Raw genomic sequence first — 20,486 nt, forward strand, 5'->3', positions numbered from 1 at the left:
GGGAACGTTAAGATGAACAAAGGACGCGTTGTGAGCATCATGGGTCCGGTTGTTGACGTCGAGTTTGATCGCGGCGGTCTGCCGGAAATCCTCAATGCCATTACGATCACTACAGTAAGTGAGAGCGGCGTTAGTGTAAACCTTACACTCGAAGCTTCGAAACATCTGGGTGACAACCGAGTACGTTGTATTGCGATGTCCTCCACGGATGGACTTGTTCGTGGTATGGAAGCTTTAGATACAGGAGCACCAATCTCTGTACCCGTTGGAGAAGCAACACTGGGTCGTGTATTTAACGTACTCGGCGAAGCAATTGATACTGGCGGTGCCGTAGCTGCTGAGCACAAGAACCCGATTCACCGTTCAGCACCTGCGTTTGATGAACTGACTACCCAAGCAGAGATGCTGGAGACAGGAATCAAAGTTATCGACTTGCTCGCTCCTTACGCTAAAGGTGGTAAAATCGGTCTCTTCGGTGGTGCCGGTGTAGGTAAGACGGTAACCATTCAAGAATTGATCAACAACATCGCACAAGAGCACGGCGGTATCTCCGTATTTGCGGGTGTTGGTGAGCGTACACGTGAAGGTAATGACTTGTATCACGAGATGAGTGATTCCGGCGTTATCAACAAAACAGCAATGGTCTTCGGACAAATGAACGAGCCTCCAGGCGCACGTCTTCGTGTAGCCCTCACAGGTCTGACGATGGCGGAATACTTCCGTGATGAAGAAGGCCGTGACGTGTTGCTCTTTATCGATAATATCTTCCGTTTCACCCAAGCGGGTTCAGAAGTATCTGCCTTGCTTGGACGTATGCCTTCCGCGGTAGGTTACCAACCTACACTGGCAACAGAAATGGGTCAGCTGCAAGAACGTATCACATCAACGAAAAAAGGTTCTGTAACATCCATCCAGGCCATCTATGTGCCTGCGGATGACTACACTGACCCGGCTCCTGCAACGACGTTTGCTCACTTGGATGCAACGACGAACTTGGAGCGTAAAATTTCCGAGATGGGTATCTACCCTGCGGTAGATCCACTGGCTTCCAGCTCCCGGATCTTGTCCCCTGAAGTTGTAGGTGAAGAACACTACAGCGTAGCTCAAGGCGTTAAACGCATCTTGGCACGTTACAATGAATTGCAAGATATCATTGCAATCCTGGGTATGGACGAGTTGAGTGAAGAAGACAGAGCGCTTGTATACCGTGCTCGTAAAATCCAACGTTTCTTGTCCCAGCCTTTCCACGTTGCTGAAGCATTTAACGGTATTCCGGGTAAATACGTTCCAGTTAAAGAAACGGTGCGCAGCTTTAAAGAGATTCTCGAAGGTAAGTATGATGATCTTCCGGAAGCAGCTTTCCTCTTTGTTGGTACAATTGAAGAGGCAGTGGAGAAAGCCAAAACACTGGTTTAGTCTGAATCCAGGATTGTCCTTATGAAGCGGGCTATCCTTCGGATATTTCAGGAGGGATGGAATTGAGCACCTTTTTGTTGGAAATCGTAACACCTGAGCGTTTGGTCTATTCAGAACAGGTGAATAGCATTACGGCTCGTGGTATTGAAGGGGAACTGGGCATTCTGCCCGGTCATATTCCTATGGTTACACCTTTGCAGATTGCACCGATCTATATCCATAACGGAAAAGAAAATAAACGAGTTGCTATCGGTGGCGGGTTTATTGAAGTACGTAAAGATAAGGTTGTTGTACTCGCAGAGAGTGCTGAATTCCCGGAAAACATTGATGTGGATCGTGCGCGTGCGGCGAAAGAGCGGGCAGAACGTCGGCTTGCAAGCCAAAGCAATCAGGACCACTTTGATCACCGTCGTGCAGAGATTGCGCTGCAAAAAGCGGTTAACCGGATTAATGTGTTCGGCAAATAAACGATTCTTGGAAGCCCGGCGGCTTAGTCTGCCGGGCTTTTTTGAGTTTGTTTGATAGAATTGTTTTATCGAACATATCAAAAAGGCTGACAACAAATTCCATCCTATCCCTTCAGTAAACAGAAGTATTTTAAGCAAATTATTCACCGATGATGAGGATTTGAATAGAATGTAGGACTAAAGTAGTGGGCGCATTTACCACTAAGAGAACCATTTTTTTCATGAATAAATATAAATTATTTCCGAGGAAATGACAGAATCGATATCGAAATAGCGCTCTTTTATGTCGTTTTAGTCACAAAATCCCGGCATTTTAAAATTAAAATATTTTAGAAGTGGAAATCAATGTAATTGACAATGTATGATGAAAGAGCCTATATTCCATAGAGTCAGCAGAAGCAGGAAGCTGCGTAGTAGATTCCATAGTCATGCACAGCCGCATTGTTGCTGCTCGGTGATTGGGCATCAGGAGATTCCTGCCTGGCAGGAGTAAATCTGACAGTACGCTCAGTATGTTGTGCTCAAGACATTCCAGTATACTAACAAGTTATGGGTGCCGGGCATATGATATGCTGATCGCTGCAACAAATGTGGAGGTAAAGAATATATGGATACTGATCTGACGAATCAGGTGAACCAGGCGTTAAGCACCAATGGCTTGGTCTCAATCATCGTCTCCCTGTTATGTATAGCATTGTCTTGGTGGGCTTTGACCAATCTCAAACTGGATTTAATCATCAGGCAACCACGAGGTGCTCAGGGAAGACTGTTGCATTTGTTGCTCGCCATCATTTTGGGGCATGCCGTTGCTGGCTTTGTCATTGACTACTTGTCCTGGACTCAAATGTTGCGTAATTTGTTTTAATGTTGAGATGGTTGGTTAATCATCTGTTAGGTTCTTCAAGCTGCTCATTGTCGAATAACATCGATTAATTGTGTTAACAATTAGAGTATGAGTTGTCGGTAAAGAAATTAAGAAAAAAATGTGACGTAAAATTGGATGAATTTGAGATGTTTTATGTAAAAATGCTTGTATCGTACAATTCAACAATGTTATGATGGAAGTTAGGGAATTCACAATTGTTCACTTATTTTGTAGTTATAAACGGGATATCCGGTTCATGCCGGCTAATAACCATCCCACTCTGTCTGTTCTGATGCTCTGCTGGCTTGTAAGACACTCATTTTACATGCTGAATAGCAAGATGCACGGCACATGGTATCATTGATATGGATTATAAAAACCAATTCTTTTCTGAACAGACATCTGTGGCAATATGCCAGAATATGTCGAAATTCCACACACAGCAACAGTCCTTTCTAGCATAGTGGGGCTTACGTATTCCGGAATGAAGAAAAGGGAATAAAAGCGCGGAGGGAACCATGATGAGCAAATTTATCGTCCGCGGTGGCAAAAGGTTGACCGGAAGTGTCAAAGTTAGCGGCGCTAAAAATTCTGTTCTTCCGATCATCGCTGCCTCTCTCTTAGGGGAAGAAGGACAAAGCGTTATTATTGACGCGCCTCCTCTAGACGATGTGATGACGATTAACAAGGTGTTGGAATCGCTGGGAGCGGGAGTTACATACCGGGACGAAGTGATTACCGTAAATGCGGAGAAACTTACTTCCTGTGAAGCCCCGTATGAATGGGTAAGTAAAATGCGGGCGTCTTTCCTGGTCATGGGGCCTTTGTTGACTCGAATGGGTCATACAAGAATCTCACTTCCTGGTGGATGTGCCATCGGTACACGGCCTATTGATCAGCATTTGAAAGGTTTTGAAGCCATGGGCGCAGAGATCAGCTTGGGCCAAGGTTATATCGAAGCTCGTAGCCAAGGACGGTTGCGTGGCGCGAAAATTTATCTGGATGTGGCTTCCGTAGGTGCCACTCAAAATATTATGATGGCTGCAACATTGGCCGAAGGTGTAACTGTTCTGGAGAACGCGGCAAAAGAACCTGAGATTGTGGATCTTGCCAACTTCCTGAATGGAATGGGTGCCATCGTACGTGGTGCTGGGACTGGAGTGATCCGCATTGAAGGTGTGGAGAAACTTACAGGCGTTACACACACAGTTATTCCGGATCGGGTAGAAGCTGGTACGTATATGGCTGCTGCTGCAATCTCTGGTGGTGACGTGTACATTGAAGGTGCAATCTCGGATCATTTAGGCTCCGTTATCGCGAAGCTTGAAGAGATGGGTGTAACAATCCAACCGGATGAGAATGGCGTGCGTGTAATCGCAGATCGTCCTCTTAAGGCTGTGGATGTGAAAACATTACCATACCCAGGCTTCCCGACAGATATGCAATCCCAGATGATGGCACTCTTGCTCGCATCTGAAGGAACAAGTGTCGTGACAGAGACTGTTTTTGAAAACCGATTCATGCATGTGGATGAATTCCAATTGATGAATGCGGAGATCAAAGTTGAAGGACGTTCGTCCATCATCACAGGTAATGCCAAACTGAAGGGTGCCAAAGTAACGGCTACCGATTTGCGTGCGGGTGCCGCACTCATTATTGCAGGTCTTGTTGCTGAAGGTACAACGGAAGTGGGCGGTGTTCATCACATCGACCGTGGCTATGTACATCTCGCTGAGAAGCTTAACGGACTTGGCGCTGACATCTATCGGATCTCTGTTGATGAGCCTAAGCTTGAAGCAACCAAAGCACCTAGTGAAAAAGTGGAGAAAGAAGTACCGATGTTTAAGGTGCAACCAACTTTGGCTTAACACTGGTTTGAATAGAAAAAATATGGTCCCCCTATGATGAGTCACACAGTTGTGTGGATTATGAATGCGAAGGAACGTATATTGTAAAAAATGATAAAGCTAAGCCATCTGGCTTGGCTTTTTTTGTGTTTACTTTTAAGAAGACAACGAGATATTTGATACCTGATTCTATTAATAGCTGGTCCTAACTTGTATAGCATAACATCGTATTCTGTATCGATTCTGAACCAAATGAAAGAGCGAACTTTATATAGGGTGTCGGATCCAGCTAAACACCGGTATTCAGCGACAGATCAACGTTTCTAAGAGGTACATAGCAAAAGAAAACAGGAAATTAAACAGAACGAATAGGGCCTCGTTTCTCTTAAATTAGGTTCTATCAGATCAAGCCAGCTCATAACCTAAACTATGGATTTGAACAACACGACCGGCACATGACCGGCCATAGATAACGGAGGGTTATATTCGAATGAAAGAAGCTCGTGTACAGGTAAAGGTACCCCTTGTCCCTCGTCCAGGTATGCAAGAGCCGGAGGGAAATACCGTTTCTAAAGTGGAAAAAGACAAGCCTGCCCCATCGAACCTGAGGACTGTTCCATCACAGCCTGCAAGATTATCCAATCCAGGACGGGTGTCGACAGATGAACTGAACCGAAAGACAACCGAGCATATTCATATACCTGTTATTGAGCTGGACCAGTTCCGCCGTGTGAAGCGTCGTCGAATGCGTACATTTGGACGAAAACCCCGATGGGGACGAAATACGACGCGATGGCAACCTGCTGCCGCTGTATCTGCCTTATTGGCCATGGCACTGCTGATACCAGTAATTTTGGTATGGCCGCGGACAAGCGAATCACCTAAGCCGATCCCTGCTCCAACAGATGCCAGCAGTACAAAAACCCCAGCTCCTGTGCCAGCCGTTCCTGTCACCTACCCTGAACCCCAAGTGCGCGTATACCTGTCTGCAACAGGGACAACGATGAATCTGCCACTGGAAGACTATGTTACCGGGGTTGTGGCAGCCGAGATGCCGGCTGAATTCAGACTGGAGGCGTTAAAGGCGCAGGCGATAGCAGCTCGCACATTTATCGTGCGAAGACTTGCTGCTAGTGATACAAGCGGTGTTCCATCAGGTGCGGCGGATGTGACGGATACGGTCAGCCATCAGGTGTTTATTCCGCCAGATCAGGTGAAAGCGGATTGGACGCGTCTAGGGAAGGCGAAGGAATGGGAGAAGCTGCAACAGGCTGTACGCGAAAGTCGAGATACGGTGATGACCTATCAGGGCAAGGCAATCACTGCATCCTTTTTTTCCACAAGTAATGGGTATACCGAGAATGCGGAGGATGTATGGGGTAACGCTGTACCGTATCTGCAAAGTGTAGATAGTCCGTGGGACAAAAATCTGGCACCAGGCTACAAGCAAACCGTTACCATGAAGCGTAATGAGATTCTGCAGAAGTTAAACTTGGATGCCATTCCGGTTACCACTCAGAAGGGTGGATCGTGGATGGAAGTATTGTCTACAACCAAAGGGCATCGGATTAAGGAAATGCAGATCGCAGGTGAAACATTCAGCGGACCCGAGGTCCGTAAGTTGCTTGGATTAAGATCCAGTCAGTTCAGTTGGAAGACCACAGGTGATGAGGTCCAGATTACAACGTTCGGGTATGGGCATGGGGTGGGCATGAGCCAATGGGGAGCAAACGGCATGGCGCAGGAGGGACACACGGCCACCCAGATTCTCAAACACTACTATACCGGCATTTCATTCGGACAGGCATCCAAGATGCTTGCATCGAAGTAGGCGAGATGAACACGGATGGATAAAGCGAAATAATTCGAATGGGTAGGAATATGTGCGAATGTGTGCAAAAGTATGGGAATGAGAGCAGTTTAGGTTTGGTACTCATCAGTCTTCCCATATACCATTGGCGCGCTAACGAATCTGAGAGACCTTATTGGGCGTTATCACAACGAATGGAAATTCTAACGAATCTCAGACACGTTATATCAGGGTATACCACCGAACTGATCCGATAATAGCGCCCAAAAGAGTGATTAGCGTGTCTACGGTTCATTAGAATTCCTAAGCTGAGATTTCCCCGCCAATAAGGCCGCCTGAGTTCGTTAGAAATATTTTATTATCTAATCATTAGCCAAATTGAGGGTGCTGTCATTCACTAGATGCTCATTCCGCAATAAGCAAGCTGAACCAAAACCAAAATAGAACCAGAACGATGAAATCAAATTTCCAAGTTATAAGCTTACAAATTTGATTTATGTCCCCAATCTACTAAGGAATTTCAGACTATACTGTAACCAATCAAGATCCAGCCTTTTCTAAATCAGTATGTTTAGATGGAACAGTCAGTAGTGGCGCGCCTTGTCTATCTCTAATCTCACATCACACTTTAACGAACCTAGAGCACCTTAAATCTGTATTATCCAGTCACATCCTATATCATTTCGCTCTCACCGATAAATGCACTTCATAGAAGGATTGGCCTCTACAGCCAATCCGGACCAGTCTACCAACACCCATTCCGGAGCTTTCGAGATTTGGCTATATATGCGGAGAGTGCTAGCGTATGGGGAGCGCAGGGGACAGAAAAGACCTGTAGAAACAAAGTGTCCGCCTTTACTACCGGATTTCACCTTTGAAGAAGGTGATAGAAGAAATCTGGTAGTAAAAGCCGGTCGAAAGGTTTTCTGGCCCCGAAGCGGCGCACGCACTAACCACTCACCCCTCACATATATAGCACTCTCTGAAACCTCCGTGAAAATAATTAGAGTCGCGCGTGTATAAAAGAGTTGCACCCGGTAACACTTGTTACTGAGGTGATTAACATGAATGAACAAAACAAAAAAACAAACCAAGAAGAAACTCCTAAAACAACTCAAGGAGTACCGGCTAGTCAGCCCTCTTCATGGAAAAGAGCAATGTCCAAACGCTGGGTCTTCCCGGCAGCCTACATCGCAGCAGCAGGTATTATACTAACCTTAGTGTGGGTCTATCAGGGAACAGGCGACAAAGCTATGAACCCGGACTCTGCTAAAGAAGCAGTAGAAACAGGCGCATCGGTGGGTACAGAAGGAACAGCAGTAGGCGAAGAAGAAAGTGTGGAAGTTGTTGCAAAGTCGGAGAATTTTGTATGGCCGGTAGCGGTACCGTCCGAAATTTCGGTAGTAAAACCTTTCTATGATAGCGAAGCTTCAACCGAGGAACATGAAGCGGCAATGGTGCAGTACAATGATACATTCATCCCGAACACGGGTGTGGATTTGGCACGTGGGGATAACAAAACGTTTGAAGTCAAAGCAGCGCTTGCCGGTAAAGTTACCCGGGTTGAGCAAAATCCGCTCACAGGTCAAGTTGTGGAAATCACACACAGCGATAACCTGAAAACGGTATACCAAAGCCTGGCGGACGTCAAAGTGAAACAGGACGACGAAGTGAAACAGGGAGATGCGATTGCATCCGCTGGTGTCAATGAATTGGGTAAAACGCTTGGCAACCACCTTCACTTTGAAGTGTACGAAGACGGACAGCCGGTTAACCCGCAAGGATATCTTCCGGAAAAATAAATGAATTTTACCGCAGTAACATGATGGGCAGAGGGTTGAACCTCTGCTCTTTTTGTGCTTTTCAGAAAATAATGGGACCTTCGAAGCTTGTCACACCTCTAAACCGCGAATATATAGGCATGCTCCTCATATAATGTACCAAACTATCCACACAGTAGGGAGGCGGGAGCGTGCACGATTACATCAAGGAACGGACCATCAAAATTGGTCGCTGCATTGTTGAGACGAGGAATACGGTCCGTACCATAGCCAAAGAATTCGGCGTGTCAAAGAGTACTGTGCATAAGGATCTGACGGAGCGTCTGCCGGAAATCAACCCTGATCTTGCTGACCAGGTGAAACACATTTTGGAGTATCACAAGTCCATCCGCCATTTGCGGGGCGGTGAAGCGACCAAAATTAAATACAAAAAAACGAGTGGCAAGAAACGTGAGGTGTTGGCTTCCGCCAAATCGTAAGCATCTTCACAAAGACGTAGGCCAAAAAGCTCACACATGCATTGAATCCCTCCCCTGAAGTATGATATGTTAAAAGCTGGTACAGGATCGAATTATGACATCTTATCAGCCCGATTTTTACATATATATGTTGCACTTTGTCGAACGAGCGGTGACGTGATAAGGGACTCTTTTTCACAGGATACGCTGACCAAATAATATCACTTTGGGGGCTCTTTTATGTTTAGCAAGGATATCGGTATTGATCTTGGCACGGCCAACGTGCTTATTCACGTGAAAGGAAGTGGGGTTGTCCTCGATGAACCTTCCGTCGTGACCATTGAAAGAGATACGAAGCGTGTCCTTGCTGTTGGGGAAGAAGCGCGTCGTATGGTGGGGCGTACTCCAGGTAACATTGTTGCCATTAGACCGCTGCGTGACGGCGTTATTGCGGACTTCGAGATTACAGAAGCGATGCTCAGACATTTCATTAATCGTGTGGGTGCAAGAAGCTGGTACAGCCACCCTCGAATTTTGATCTGTGCACCAACGAACATTACTTCCGTGGAGCAGAAGGCCATCCGCGAGGCAGCAGAACGCAGTGGTGCCAAAGAAGTGTTTCTTGAAGAAGAGCCGAAAGCGGCAGCGATCGGTGCGGGAATGGATATTTTTCAGCCGAGCGGCAATATGGTCGTGGATATCGGCGGCGGTACGACTGACGTTGCAGTCCTGTCTATGGGCGACGTGGTCACCGCCTCTTCTATTAAAGTCGCAGGGGACAAGTTCGACGAAGCCATTATCAAGTTTATCAAAGCCAAGTATAAGCTCATGATCGGTGAACGGACCGCGGAAGATATCAAAATTGCAATTGGAACCGTACATCCGGGTGGACATCAAACGGAGATGGACATTCGCGGACGTGATATGGTATCCGGCCTTCCTGTTACCGTAACGATATCGGGAAATGAAGTACAGGAAGCACTCTGGGATTCCGTACAATCCATCATCGTGGCAGCGAAGTCGGTATTGGAACGTACACCGCCTGAATTGTCAGCGGACATTATCGACCGTGGTGTTGTATTGACTGGTGGAGGTGCATTGCTGAACGGACTGGACGAGCTTTTGTCCAATGAATTGCATGTACCGGTATGGGTTGCGGAAGATCCAATGCACTGTGTCGTGAAGGGGACAGGCATAATGCTTAATAATTTGGATCAGGTAGTTAAGAAAAAGTTCTAATCTGCCGATATAAATAGCAAAGGTTTGCCATGCTCGGAAAGCAGAACGGACAAGCAGCCAACCTGTGATGCAGGTCAAGCGCTTGAGGAGAGGGGTTAATTCATGTTAAGAGGTCTGTACACCGCTACTGCGGGAATGATTACGCAACAACGCCGCCATGACACAGCAACACAGAATATCGTAAATATGAACACCACGGGATATAAACAAGTGAACAGCGTAAGCCGTTCCTTCCCGGAAATGCTCATTACTTTGGTAGGCGGAGATGCAAATCTTCCAACAAAGCGGCTGGGCAAGCTGAACACGGGGGTGTTCGCGGAAGAGAGTTTGTCCATGAATTTGCAGGGGACCATTATGGAGACTGGGCAGAAAAATGATTTTTCCATTTCATCCAATATGACTGTCAATGATCCACAGACTGGACAACCTGTCCCGTTTGACGCATCAGGCAAATTTGTACGGGCCGACGGCACGGTGACTTACCAGCCTCAGGCGTATTTTACGGTTCAGGATGCAGAAGGTAACACCGGATATACACGCGATGGTCACTTCGAGATCACAGGAACGGGACAATTGCTGAGCTCAACAGGTTCACAAGTGTTGGATAATAATGGACAACCTGTAGTGTTGACAGGTTCCGTAGAGCAATTTAAAGTGGATGAGCAAGGCCGTTTGGTGGATGCAGCAACAGGTGCACCGACAGGGGTTACTCTTGGCATTAGTGTCATTGACCAGCCGAATCAACTGGTTCGTCAAGGTAATGGAAATTTTAGTCTCAGTGATGAAAACGGGGCAACAGCCCGGATGATGGCAGCTGGTGATAATGTGCAGATCCGTCAGGGATACCTGGAAGGCTCGAATGTTGATGCTTCACAGGCAACGGTTGATATGAACGCGGCATTCCGTGCGTATGAAGCAAACCAGAAGATCGTACAATTCTACGACCGCAGTCTGGATAAAGCCGTCAATGAAGTCGGGCGTGTATAACGCCGACGTTTAAATATAACCGCGTAGCGGGAGGGTAAACCACCGATGAATAATTCCATGATTAGTGCCAAAGTTTCCATGACTGCCATACAGCAACGTCTGGATGTCATTGCCGATAATATTGCCAACGTGAATACGGCAGGCTATAAGAGTAAACAAGCGGCTTTCGAGGATGTGCTCACACGGGTGCAACAACAACACGACAAGTACAAACTCGACGGACGTTCCACACCAATGGGGTATAATCTTGGGTTTGGTGCCCGTTTGGCGGATGTGACGAAGGATATGTCTCAAGGCACCTTAAACGAGACTGGCCTTCCGACCGATCTGGCCATTGAGGGGAATGCCATGTTTGCAGTTGAAGCGAACGGGGAGAAAATGTGGACACGTCAGGGTGCATTTCATTTTGTACCGGATACAAGACCTAAGCCTACTCCGAATTCACCTGATATGATGGTGATGGTTAATGGCGAAGGCCACTTTGCCCTGGATCGTCAAGGCAATCGAATTACGGCACCGAACAATAGCAAAGTTGCTTTTGATGAAAATGGCAACCTGTTAATCCGACGCGGTAATGAGGCGAACGCAACCATTGGGGCACAACTGCAAGTGGTAGACATTGAACGCCCTGAAGGTCTGGTACAATATGCGGATAACCTCTTTGGCCTGGATGCGGGATTAACCGAAGATGATGTATTTGGCGCGAATGCAGCTACACGCCAAGCAGCTGCATTGATCCGTCCAGGATATCTGGAGCAATCCAATGTGGATATGGCACAGGAGATGTCTTTGCTTATGCAAGGACAGCGGACATATCAGCTGGCGGCAAAGGCGCTAACTTCAAGTGATTCCATGTTGGGTCTTGCCAACAATATGAGAGCGTAAAAGGTGAATGTGATGACAGAAACACAGCAGCAGAACAGTAAGCCGGAGAAAAAGGAAGTCAAGAAGAAGAAGAGTGGATGGCGCATCGCAAGATGGTTCTTGGTCCCGGTCCTGCTTGTTCTTGCCCTTGCTGGCGGAATGGTAGCTGGATATGTGGTACTGGGCAAACAGGATATCGGTTCCGTATGGCAATGGAGTACATGGGAACATGTATATAATCTGGTGTTCGCTCCATAATGTAACGAGTTAAGCGAAAACTCCTGCGCAGGCAGGAGTTTTCTTTTTGACGTTGAAAACAGTATAATGATGGATGACGTTTGACGTCACAAAAGAGGCCTCCCCTGCGAAAGACATTCGTCATCGCGAAGAGAGACCCCTTATCTTAACCTTCACTACTGCAGTCATGAAGGATATAACTAGTGTTAACCGAAAATATGCTTTCCATACAAAATTTAAAAATTAAAAACCCATTTATATGAGCTTCGACTTGATCATAATGAGGTTTTCCATGCGCACTGAAGTAAGTGAAGGGAACGGAATCGTTCGAAAGAAGCGAAGCGCTCGCCTTTGTTTCCTAATGGTATACATCTGAATATAGTTCAGAAACATTAGGAAACAACAGCGATCGAAAGAACGATCCGTAACCGTAACGGTCACCTATGCGCACATGAAAAATCCATGATGAAGAATGCTCCTATAAACATCCTGAGAGGAGATTACACTGTGCTCGATATCAAACAGATTCAAGAAATTATCCCGCATCGTCCGCCGTTCCTGTTGGTGGACAGAATTTTGGAGATGGAAGATGGCAAACGTGCTGTTGGTTTGAAAAATGTAACGATTAATGAACCATTCTTTATCGGTCATTTCCCTGAGTATCCGGTAATGCCGGGTGTACTGATTACAGAAGCGCTGGCACAAGTTGGTGCAGTAGCTATTCTGAATTTGGAAGGAAACAAAGGCAAAATCGGCTTTTTGGCGGGACTGGACAATTTCCGATTCCGTGGACAAGTTGTGCCCGGAGATACGTTGATTCTGGAAGTGGAGATTACACGTCTGAAGGGTTCTATCGGTAAAGGTAAAGCAACTGCCCGAGTGAACGACAAAGTGGTCGCTGAAGGCGAGATTATGTTTGCACTGTCTGACCCAAGCTGATTACATACGTGAGCACTTACATCATGCAGGAACGTAGACGGACCGAATGATGCAAGATGCTGAAGTAACTCAGCACACCTGAATTTATATAGACGGAAGGGGTTTATCGGAATGGAACAGTTAAGCACAGCAGCAGCAGAGACGTTGCAGCAATGGTTGGAGGATGCTTCGATTGATGAAGCAACGAAACAAGAGCTTCGTGACTTGCAGGATCAGCCGAAAGAGCTGGAGGAACGTTTTTATAGAAACCTGGAGTTTGGTACAGGGGGATTGCGCGGAGTCATTGGTGCCGGAAGCAACCGGATGAACCGTTACACCGTAGGTCGGGCGACGCAAGGATTTGCGCGTTATTTGCTTGAGCAGCATGGTGACCAAGAAGGCAAACCTTCTGTTGTCATAGCTCATGATTCCCGTCATTTCTCACCTGAATTCACACTGGATGCTGCGCTTGTACTGGCTGGAAACGGCATTGTAGCCAAGCTGTTCCCATCCCTGCGTTCAACTCCTGAGTTGTCATTTGCGGTGCGTCATCAGAAGGCAACTGGCGGAATCGTTGTAACAGCGAGTCATAACCCACCGGAATATAACGGATACAAAGTGTACAATCATGAGGGCGGTCAATTGGTACCGGATGAAGCGGAAAAAGTCATTCAGTACATCCAAGAAGTGCCTTCCCTTGCTGACGTGAAGAAACTGACGCAAGAAGAAGCAGAAGCTCAAGGGCTCCTGATCTGGTTGGGTGAAGACCAAGACCAAGCGTTTGTGGATACCGTAGCAAGCCGCAGTCTGAGCCGCGAACTGATTCAATCCGGCATAGGCCGTGATTTCAAAATCGTTTACACACCGCTGCACGGAACAGGCAACATCCCTGTACGTCGCGTGCTGGAGCAAATCGGATTCGAGCAAGTGCACATTGTGGCTGAACAAGAACAGCCGGATGCTGAGTTCTCTACCGTGAAATCCCCTAACCCGGAAGAACGCGAAGCGTTTACGCTTGCAATGAAGCTGGGGGAATCCGTTGGCGCTGACATTCTGATCGGTACAGATCCGGATGCAGACCGTATGGGTGCTGTCGTGAAAGACAACGATGGCAAATATTTCGTCTTGTCTGGTAACCAGTCTGGTGCCATTATGGTACATTACCTGCTCAGTCGCCTCCAAGAGACTGGAACGCTGCCAAGCAACGGTGCGGTTGTCAAAACAATCGTAACAAGTGAGATGGGTGCTGTCATTGCTGAACATTACGGGGCAGAAGTGATGAACACACTGACAGGCTTCAAATATATCGGTGAAAAAATGAACCAGTTCGAAGCAACAGGCAGTCATACATTCTTGTTCGGATATGAAGAGAGTTATGGCTACCTTTCAGGCAACTATGCCCGTGACAAGGATGCTGTCCTTGCCTCGATGCTGATTGCTGAAGCAGCTGCGTATTATAAGAGCCAAGGCAAGACGTTGTATGATGTCTTGCAAGAGCTGTACAACCAATTCGGATACTTCTTGGAGAAGCTGGAGTCCCGTACGCTGAAAGGCAAAGACGGCGTAGCTCAGATTCAAGCCAAAATGACGGACTGGCGTTCGAATCCGCCACAAGAAGTAGCGGGAATTGCAGTACAAGATGTACTGGACTACTCCCTTGGTCTGGACGGTCTTCCGAAGGAGAACGTACTGAAGTTCATTTTGGCAGACGGTTCATGGTTCTGCTTGCGCCCTTCAGGAACAGAACCTAAGATCAAAGTATACTTCGCCGTACGTGGAGAGAATTTGGAAGATGCGGAAAGCCGGATCGAGCGTCTGGTGACTACAGTGATGTCACGTGTAGACGCACAATAATACGAATGCAACAATGAGCAAGAACATGAGAAGGCCTCTCCGCACCGTAAGGTTGGTTGGCGGAGGGGTTTTTCTTTGAAATAAAAGTGTAGATGGATCTAGCATATAAGAAGGCTTGTTGACACAAGCTGTTTGTAACCTATTGTATAAATGTTAAATGAACGAATTACTTGAGCTGAACGTGCATTTGGTTCCAACACTTGAGGAGGTACATGTAGTGCGTCAAAAATGGCTTTATTGGAATAACGCTTCTCGGAAGTGGTTGTGGCTCGTCGTTATTATCGGTCTGGTTGCGTCCATCCCTGTAATCAGTGATCGGGTGCAGACAGAATCTTCTGCCAAAAAGGTGGAGCTTGTCTTCAACTATCGGGGTCTGCTGGATATTTCTGCTTATCAGGCACATCCGCAAGATTTCATGAATGAACAATTGACTCGTTTGAAAGACGCAGGCGTAACAACGATGGCAGTGTTCGAAAGTACATTGGACGAGCTGAGAAAGACACGCCGACTAATGGTGTACAATGGCCAAGATCTCGCGAACTTGACCAAAAATGTGATTCCTTCTAATGAAAATTACACGTATGTGTTATTTACATCGGAGGAAAACGCACAGACGTATACCCCTATTATTGAACAAACGTTCGCTGATCGGCAGATTCCGGTAGTACCATGGGAATATGAAGGTCGTAGCGGCTTAATATTGCAGACTCCTCCGGAGAATGCCAACATGCAGCCTTTGCAGCCCGATCCGGTTGCCGTGAAGATGCTGCGCGATAAAGGGTTTTACATTTTGCCGCGGATCTCGGACAGTGTGCCATACAGCCAAGAATCGATGGAGCGCTTGCTTACCTTCTTCGAAGAGAATGGCGTAAAGCGCATCTTGTTTGATGGTGATGCTGTGAAAGGGTACAATGATAATGAAGACATGAAAAGTCTAGACCAATTTGCACAGTTGCTGAATAAGCACAATATTGGTCTTGCAGCCATCGAGAACTTGAAGAAACCGCAGTCTGGATTCCAGACCCTTGCTTATAAAACGGATTACAACGTTACGCGTCTGTACTCGCTTAGTGATGGAGATGCCAATTTGGACGTAGACACGATTGCTGACCGTTTTGTTCTCGCAACCAAGGATCGCAATATTCGTATGCTCTATATGAATGCATCACCAAGCCGGAATACAGCAAAGGCCATGATTACAGATCCAATTGAGAATCTGATCAACAGCCTGGGTGAGCCGGGTCATGCCGTAGAACGCATGGCGAAGCATGGATTCGAGCTAGGACAAGCTGAGGCATTTACAGTTAAGGATTCTTCGATTCAGCGTTATGCCAAGCTGGTTGCTCTTGTTGGTGCAATTGCCATGATTGCACTTATGGTTTCTTATTTTATCCCACTACTGACCTTGATCGCATTTGTAGTTGCTCTGGTGGGCAGTGCAGGATTGTTCCTCTTGAAACCAACGCTGCTGGAGCAAGGAATTGCCTTGCTTGTGGCCATAGCGGCGCCGACCATAGCGATGGTGCTGGCCGTTCGTACAGTGAACTATCAGCAACAGCGTCAACCAGACGCATCCGCGGGTCGTCGTTTGAAGCAAACATTAGTTTTATATGTAAGAACGTCAATTCTGTCGTTCCTGGCGGTACCTTTTGTCATCGCGTTGCTTAACAGTATTACGTACAGTCTGGTAATTAACCAGTTCCGCGGCGTAAGTCTGTTGCACTTTGCACCTATGGCACTGGTAGCGATCTATATTGTGTTTTATCGTGGTTCGGGTTCATTCTCTATTAAGAAAATTAAAGAAATGCTTCGTATGCCAATTAATGTGTTAATGGTTGTTTTGGCGCTTGTTGCTGCCGTTGTTGGATACTATTACTTGAGCCGTACAGGCAACTCGGGTTCAGTAACACCATTCGAGATGTTCCTTCGTACCACGTTGGAAGATACGTTCGGTGTGCGGCCGAGATTCAAAGAATTTATGCTGGGACACCCGCTATTTATCGTTGGCGTGTTCGCCGCTTTAAAATATCGTAAAGTCATCTTTGTGCTCATTATTGCAGCGATTGGACAATTGTCCATGGTGGATACGTTCGCGCATATCCATACGCCGGCTGTATTGTCACTCATTCGTGGAGTGATGGGATTGGGACTTGGCTTAATCTTCGGTATCATTGCTGTGGGTGTGTGGCAAGTAGCGGAAGGATGTTGGAAAAAATGGTCACCACTTCTCAAAAGTTAGTCATCTCGGGGTATTACGGATTCCGCAACAGCGGAGACGAAGCGGTGCTAAAGTCGATTTTGACAGCGCTGGAAGAGGAAAGCCAAAGGTCGAACATAACCATTGAACCTATTGTTCTCTCGGGTGATCCCGAGTCGACAACCGCCATGTACGGTGTGCGCTCCGTGCATCGTATGAAATTGAAGGAAGTCCGTGAAGCACTCAAGGAGAGCGACGGGTTAATCAGTGGCGGAGGAAGTCTATTGCAGGATGCAACTGGACTGAAATCCATTCCTTATTATCTGGGTGTAATCAAGCTGGCCCAGTGGCTGAAAAAACCAACGTTTATCTACGCACAGGGGATTGGCCCTGTGAATCATAAAATTTTTAATCCAATGATCAAATCAGTCTTCAAGGCCTGCACCTATGTATCCGTTCGGGATGAACAATCTGCAGATTACCTGCGTGGGCTCGGGTTACAGTGGAATCAGATCCATGTTGTACCCGACCCCGTAATGGGCTTGCCATTACCTGAAACAAATTCGAAGGCTGTAGCAGGCGCTACTTCAGTAGATGCTGTTAACCAGGCTAATCGAGTGGAACCTTCAACTGGAGGACATACCAAGCTTCCTGTGATCGGTATATCGGTACGGTTCTGGGAGTCGGACCGGAAGGAACTTACGGCTATTGCAGCCGGTTTGAAAAAACTGTGCTCCAAAAGAGCGGTGCACTTGCGTTTTCTGCCATTTCATCTGCCAGTTGATGAACAGGCATCACGATTCCTTATGGAAATGCTCGGTGATGTGACCAGCAAAGGCAGCGAGATTAGCATCACAGAAGATCTGACCGACCCTCAGCTTATGCTGGAGGAAGTCAGCAAGTGTGATCTCGTCATCGGTATGCGTCTGCACAGTCTGATCTATGCAGCTTCGCAATATGTGCCTCCGGTGGGTATCTCGTATGATCCGAAAATTGATCAATTCCTGCTTCGTCTGGATAGTGAACCAGCAGGCAATACGGATACACTCGATGGCAACAAACTCGCGAAGACTGTTGTTGGACTGCTGGATCAACGTTCACAGTGGTTGAAGGAACATGAAGAAGGTATCACTCAACTGAAGCAGGAAGCCAGAGTGCCTGCACAGCAGATTATTAACTATTTAGGCCGCAAAGGATGAGATAAAGATGAGTCAGACCGGATCAATACCTACCGTTTCGATCTACGGCATTCCTTTTTCCAAACTGACGATGAAAGAAACGGTAAAGGTTCTTCAGGAAGCTGTGCTGTCCAAGCAACCACACCAAGTCATTACAGCTAACCCGATTATGGTTATGGCTGCGCTGGAAAATCCCGCAATCATGGAAGTCATGCAAGCTGCGGATTTGATTGTTCCTGATGGAACAGGTGTCGTATGGGCTGCAAACTATTGTGGAGATCCTGTAGCTGAGCGAGTGCCGGGTTTTGAGCTTTTACATGAATTGCTGCGTGTTGGAGAAAACTATCGATGGGGCGTATATCTGCTGGGTTCCACCCCTGAGGTGATTCAAGAAACGGCAGTTCGGTTACAACAGCAGTATCCGGCGATTCGAATTGTGGGTTATCGCGACGGTTATTTTGGTCCGGCTGAGGATGAACAGGTTGTCGCTTCCATACGGGAAGCAGCACCTGATCTGTTGTTTGTAGCACGTGGGGCAGACACCCAAGAACCGTGGATTCACCAGCACAAAGATGCACTACAAGTTCCCGTAACCATGGGCGTTGGCGGCAGCTTTGATGTGATTTCGGGTAAAACCAAACGTGCGCCTATGCTGTTCCAAAAGTTAAGACTGGAGTGGTTCTATCGCTTATTGCGTGAACCAAGCCGGGCTGGCCGGATGCTTGCGCTTCCGAAATTCGCTGTTAAGGTGATGCGTGACAAAGAAAACGTGACGAAAGTCCGTTAAAAACAGGTAATTGCGAGATAAATGCGTGTTTTTGCTAGAAATTGAGGATGGCTTTTCGGGTGTGATGAGCGTATAATTCATTCCGGATTACATGTGTGCCACTCCATGAAAACAGAAGCGTTACACTTGGCACTACGATTGCAAGGCAACCTGTCGATCGCCGTTATCCCCAGATTTCCTTTTATCCTTTTCCAAAGGATGAAATCCGGCGATAAATGCGAACGTTACACTTCTCTAGGTTTTCCTTGCACTCTTCGTTATCGTGTAACAGAATTTTTCATCAAAAGTGACTAACAATAATTTTTTATATATAAAAAGAGATCAGGGGATTTATAATTTCGTACAGGTATTATAATTGGGGGTCGAATGTTCAAATGGTAGCGATCTTTATCATTGGATTTATCGTGTCAATGGGACTGGCTCTTGCCCTGACACCACTTGTCAAAAAGTTCGCAGTCCGCATTGGCGCAATGGATACGCCGAATGCACGTAAAGTACACACACGGATCATGCCACGTCTTGGTGGTCTGGGGATATTCCTGGCCTTTATTATTACAGTTGCTGCATTGCTTCCGTTTGTATCGGCATGGTTCACGACTCGTGATATGAGTTTTGTCAGCGCGTTTCTGATTGGTGGAACCATTATCGTACTGATCGGAGCACTCGATGATCGGTTTGAGCTGTCGGCCAAAGTGAAGTTGCTCGGTCAGATCGTTGCTGCTTCTGTCGTTGTATTCGGATTTAATATCCGGGTAGATTTCGTTAACATTCCTTTTCAGGATTCCTATTCTTCACTCGAAGCTTGGGTATCCATTCCGCTCACGATCTTATGGATCGTTGGTGTAACGAATGCGATTAACCTGATTGACGGTTTGGATGGTCTGGCAGCTGGTGTATCTGGTATCGCGATTGGTACCATTGCCGTGATGTCATTCCTGATGGGTAACATGATGATCGCCTTGATGTGCCTTGTGTTGTTGGGTAGCATCATTGGATTCCTGTTTTTCAACTTCCACCCAGCCAAGATCTTCATGGGGGATACCGGATCGCTATTCCTTGGTTTCTCTCTGGCGATGCTGTCCATGCTGGGATTCAAACAAATTGCTATCGTGTCCTTTATTACCCCGCTGATCATTATCGGTGTGCCGCTCTCGGATACCTTCTTCGCGATTATCCGTCGTGCAGTACAGCGGAAACCGATTTTCGCACCGGACAAAGGTCATCTGCATCACTGCTTGCGTGAACTTGGATTCAGTCACCGTCAGACGGTACTGATCATTTATGGAATTGCCGCATTCTTCGGAGTTCTGGCGATTATCCAATCTTCCGCTGCCATGTTTGAAGCGAACTGGGTAACATTTGTGGTCATCTGTATCATGATGTTCTTCCTCCAGGTGGGAGCAGAAGTTATCGGACTTGTTAGCAAAACGAGAAGACCGGTTATTAACTTCCTGATGCGCATGCGCGTCAAGTTAAATCCGGAGACTCGTTCGAAATCATAAATAGATAAATGTAATGGTTACAGCTATTCTTGAATATTATTCCAGACCCAACCTTATCCCTTGTGGATAAGGTTTTTTG

General features: G+C 46.8%; 17 protein-coding genes. All 17 read left to right on the forward strand.

The window, feature by feature from the left end; translation table 11 throughout:
* Positions 1-12 precede the first annotated feature (12 nt).
* A complete protein-coding gene (gene atpD / locus BLS69_RS22150) occupies positions 13-1,416 on the forward strand; it encodes a F0F1 ATP synthase subunit beta (protein ID WP_047840699.1) in 1,404 nt (467 codons plus the stop codon).
* Positions 1,417-1,478: 62 nt separating this feature from the next.
* On the forward strand, positions 1,479-1,883 hold the full coding sequence (locus tag BLS69_RS22155; protein WP_091036299.1) for a F0F1 ATP synthase subunit epsilon: 405 nt from the start codon (positions 1,479-1,481) through the stop codon (positions 1,881-1,883).
* A 607-nt stretch (positions 1,884-2,490) separates the two neighbouring features.
* Positions 2,491-2,748: a DUF1146 family protein gene (locus tag BLS69_RS22160; protein WP_017691941.1), complete on the forward strand. Its 258-nt coding sequence runs from the start codon at positions 2,491-2,493 to the stop codon at positions 2,746-2,748.
* A gap of 521 nt (positions 2,749-3,269) precedes the next feature.
* Positions 3,270-4,616, forward strand: coding sequence for a UDP-N-acetylglucosamine 1-carboxyvinyltransferase (gene murA, locus BLS69_RS22165; protein WP_082762960.1), 1,347 nt, complete (start codon positions 3,270-3,272; stop codon positions 4,614-4,616).
* A gap of 469 nt (positions 4,617-5,085) precedes the next feature.
* On the forward strand, positions 5,086-6,426 hold the full coding sequence (gene spoIID, locus BLS69_RS22170; protein WP_091036302.1) for a stage II sporulation protein D: 1,341 nt from the start codon (positions 5,086-5,088) through the stop codon (positions 6,424-6,426).
* Positions 6,427-7,469: 1,043 nt separating this feature from the next.
* Complete coding sequence (locus BLS69_RS22175) at positions 7,470-8,207, forward strand: stage II sporulation protein SpoIIQ (RefSeq protein WP_091036305.1); 738 nt, start codon at positions 7,470-7,472, stop codon at positions 8,205-8,207.
* Between the two features lie 170 nt (positions 8,208-8,377).
* Complete coding sequence (gene spoIIID, locus BLS69_RS22180) at positions 8,378-8,665, forward strand: sporulation transcriptional regulator SpoIIID (RefSeq protein WP_024632710.1); 288 nt, start codon at positions 8,378-8,380, stop codon at positions 8,663-8,665.
* A gap of 219 nt (positions 8,666-8,884) precedes the next feature.
* Positions 8,885-9,883, forward strand: coding sequence for a rod shape-determining protein (locus BLS69_RS22185; RefSeq protein ID WP_036612542.1), 999 nt, complete (start codon positions 8,885-8,887; stop codon positions 9,881-9,883).
* Between the two features lie 102 nt (positions 9,884-9,985).
* Positions 9,986-10,870 (forward strand): flagellar hook-basal body protein, encoded by an 885-nt coding sequence (locus tag BLS69_RS22190; RefSeq protein WP_091036308.1) that lies wholly within the window; start codon positions 9,986-9,988, stop codon positions 10,868-10,870.
* A gap of 45 nt (positions 10,871-10,915) precedes the next feature.
* Positions 10,916-11,755 carry a flagellar hook-basal body protein gene (locus BLS69_RS22195; RefSeq protein WP_091036310.1) on the forward strand — a complete coding sequence of 280 codons (840 nt, stop codon included), beginning with the start codon at positions 10,916-10,918 and terminating at the stop codon, positions 11,753-11,755.
* Between the two features lie 12 nt (positions 11,756-11,767).
* Positions 11,768-11,992 carry a DNA-directed RNA polymerase subunit beta gene (locus BLS69_RS22200; protein ID WP_017691949.1) on the forward strand — a complete coding sequence of 75 codons (225 nt, stop codon included), beginning with the start codon at positions 11,768-11,770 and terminating at the stop codon, positions 11,990-11,992.
* Between the two features lie 486 nt (positions 11,993-12,478).
* On the forward strand, positions 12,479-12,910 hold the full coding sequence (gene fabZ, locus BLS69_RS22205) for a 3-hydroxyacyl-ACP dehydratase FabZ (RefSeq protein WP_076332554.1): 432 nt from the start codon (positions 12,479-12,481) through the stop codon (positions 12,908-12,910).
* 111 nt (positions 12,911-13,021) lie between these two features.
* On the forward strand, positions 13,022-14,743 hold the full coding sequence (locus BLS69_RS22210) for a phospho-sugar mutase (RefSeq protein ID WP_091036315.1): 1,722 nt from the start codon (positions 13,022-13,024) through the stop codon (positions 14,741-14,743).
* 217 nt (positions 14,744-14,960) lie between these two features.
* Positions 14,961-16,982, forward strand: coding sequence for a DUF5693 family protein (locus tag BLS69_RS22215; protein WP_091036317.1), 2,022 nt, complete (start codon positions 14,961-14,963; stop codon positions 16,980-16,982).
* The gene (csaB, locus tag BLS69_RS22220) at positions 16,958-18,139 is read left to right on the forward strand and encodes a polysaccharide pyruvyl transferase CsaB (protein ID WP_091036320.1); all 1,182 of its coding nucleotides are present in this window, start codon (positions 16,958-16,960) and stop codon (positions 18,137-18,139) included. The genes BLS69_RS22215 and csaB overlap by 25 nt, the downstream gene beginning before the upstream one ends.
* Positions 18,140-18,146: 7 nt before the next feature.
* Positions 18,147-18,905, forward strand: a complete 759-nt coding sequence (locus tag BLS69_RS22225; RefSeq protein ID WP_091036322.1) for a WecB/TagA/CpsF family glycosyltransferase — start codon at positions 18,147-18,149, stop codon at positions 18,903-18,905.
* A gap of 374 nt (positions 18,906-19,279) precedes the next feature.
* The gene (locus BLS69_RS22230; RefSeq protein ID WP_036612523.1) at positions 19,280-20,407 is read left to right on the forward strand and encodes a glycosyltransferase family 4 protein; all 1,128 of its coding nucleotides are present in this window, start codon (positions 19,280-19,282) and stop codon (positions 20,405-20,407) included.
* Positions 20,408-20,486: the final 79 nt, after the last annotated feature.

Source organism: Paenibacillus sp. CF095 (genome assembly GCF_900101225.1).
In the GTDB taxonomy this organism is placed as follows: domain Bacteria; phylum Bacillota; class Bacilli; order Paenibacillales; family Paenibacillaceae; genus Paenibacillus.

What these genes read in the sequence shown, in the direction of transcription:
- BLS69_RS22230 (WP_036612523.1), top strand. Translation starts at nt 19,280, where the DNA reads ATGGTAGCGATCTTTATCATTGGATTTATCGTGTCAATGGGACTGGCT.
- murA (WP_082762960.1), top strand. Translation starts at nt 3,270, where the DNA reads ATGAGCAAATTTATCGTCCGCGGTGGCAAAAGGTTGACCGGAAGTGTC.
- BLS69_RS22190 (WP_091036308.1), top strand. Translation starts at nt 9,986, where the DNA reads ATGTTAAGAGGTCTGTACACCGCTACTGCGGGAATGATTACGCAACAA.
- BLS69_RS22160 (WP_017691941.1), top strand. Translation starts at nt 2,491, where the DNA reads ATGGATACTGATCTGACGAATCAGGTGAACCAGGCGTTAAGCACCAAT.
- BLS69_RS22195 (WP_091036310.1), top strand. Translation starts at nt 10,916, where the DNA reads ATGAATAATTCCATGATTAGTGCCAAAGTTTCCATGACTGCCATACAG.
- BLS69_RS22185 (WP_036612542.1), top strand. Translation starts at nt 8,885, where the DNA reads ATGTTTAGCAAGGATATCGGTATTGATCTTGGCACGGCCAACGTGCTT.
- BLS69_RS22210 (WP_091036315.1), top strand. Translation starts at nt 13,022, where the DNA reads ATGGAACAGTTAAGCACAGCAGCAGCAGAGACGTTGCAGCAATGGTTG.
- BLS69_RS22225 (WP_091036322.1), top strand. Translation starts at nt 18,147, where the DNA reads ATGAGTCAGACCGGATCAATACCTACCGTTTCGATCTACGGCATTCCT.
- BLS69_RS22175 (WP_091036305.1), top strand. Translation starts at nt 7,470, where the DNA reads ATGAATGAACAAAACAAAAAAACAAACCAAGAAGAAACTCCTAAAACA.
- BLS69_RS22200 (WP_017691949.1), top strand. Translation starts at nt 11,768, where the DNA reads ATGACAGAAACACAGCAGCAGAACAGTAAGCCGGAGAAAAAGGAAGTC.
- csaB (WP_091036320.1), top strand. Translation starts at nt 16,958, where the DNA reads ATGGTCACCACTTCTCAAAAGTTAGTCATCTCGGGGTATTACGGATTC.
- spoIID (WP_091036302.1), top strand. Translation starts at nt 5,086, where the DNA reads ATGAAAGAAGCTCGTGTACAGGTAAAGGTACCCCTTGTCCCTCGTCCA.
- atpD (WP_047840699.1), top strand. Translation starts at nt 13, where the DNA reads ATGAACAAAGGACGCGTTGTGAGCATCATGGGTCCGGTTGTTGACGTC.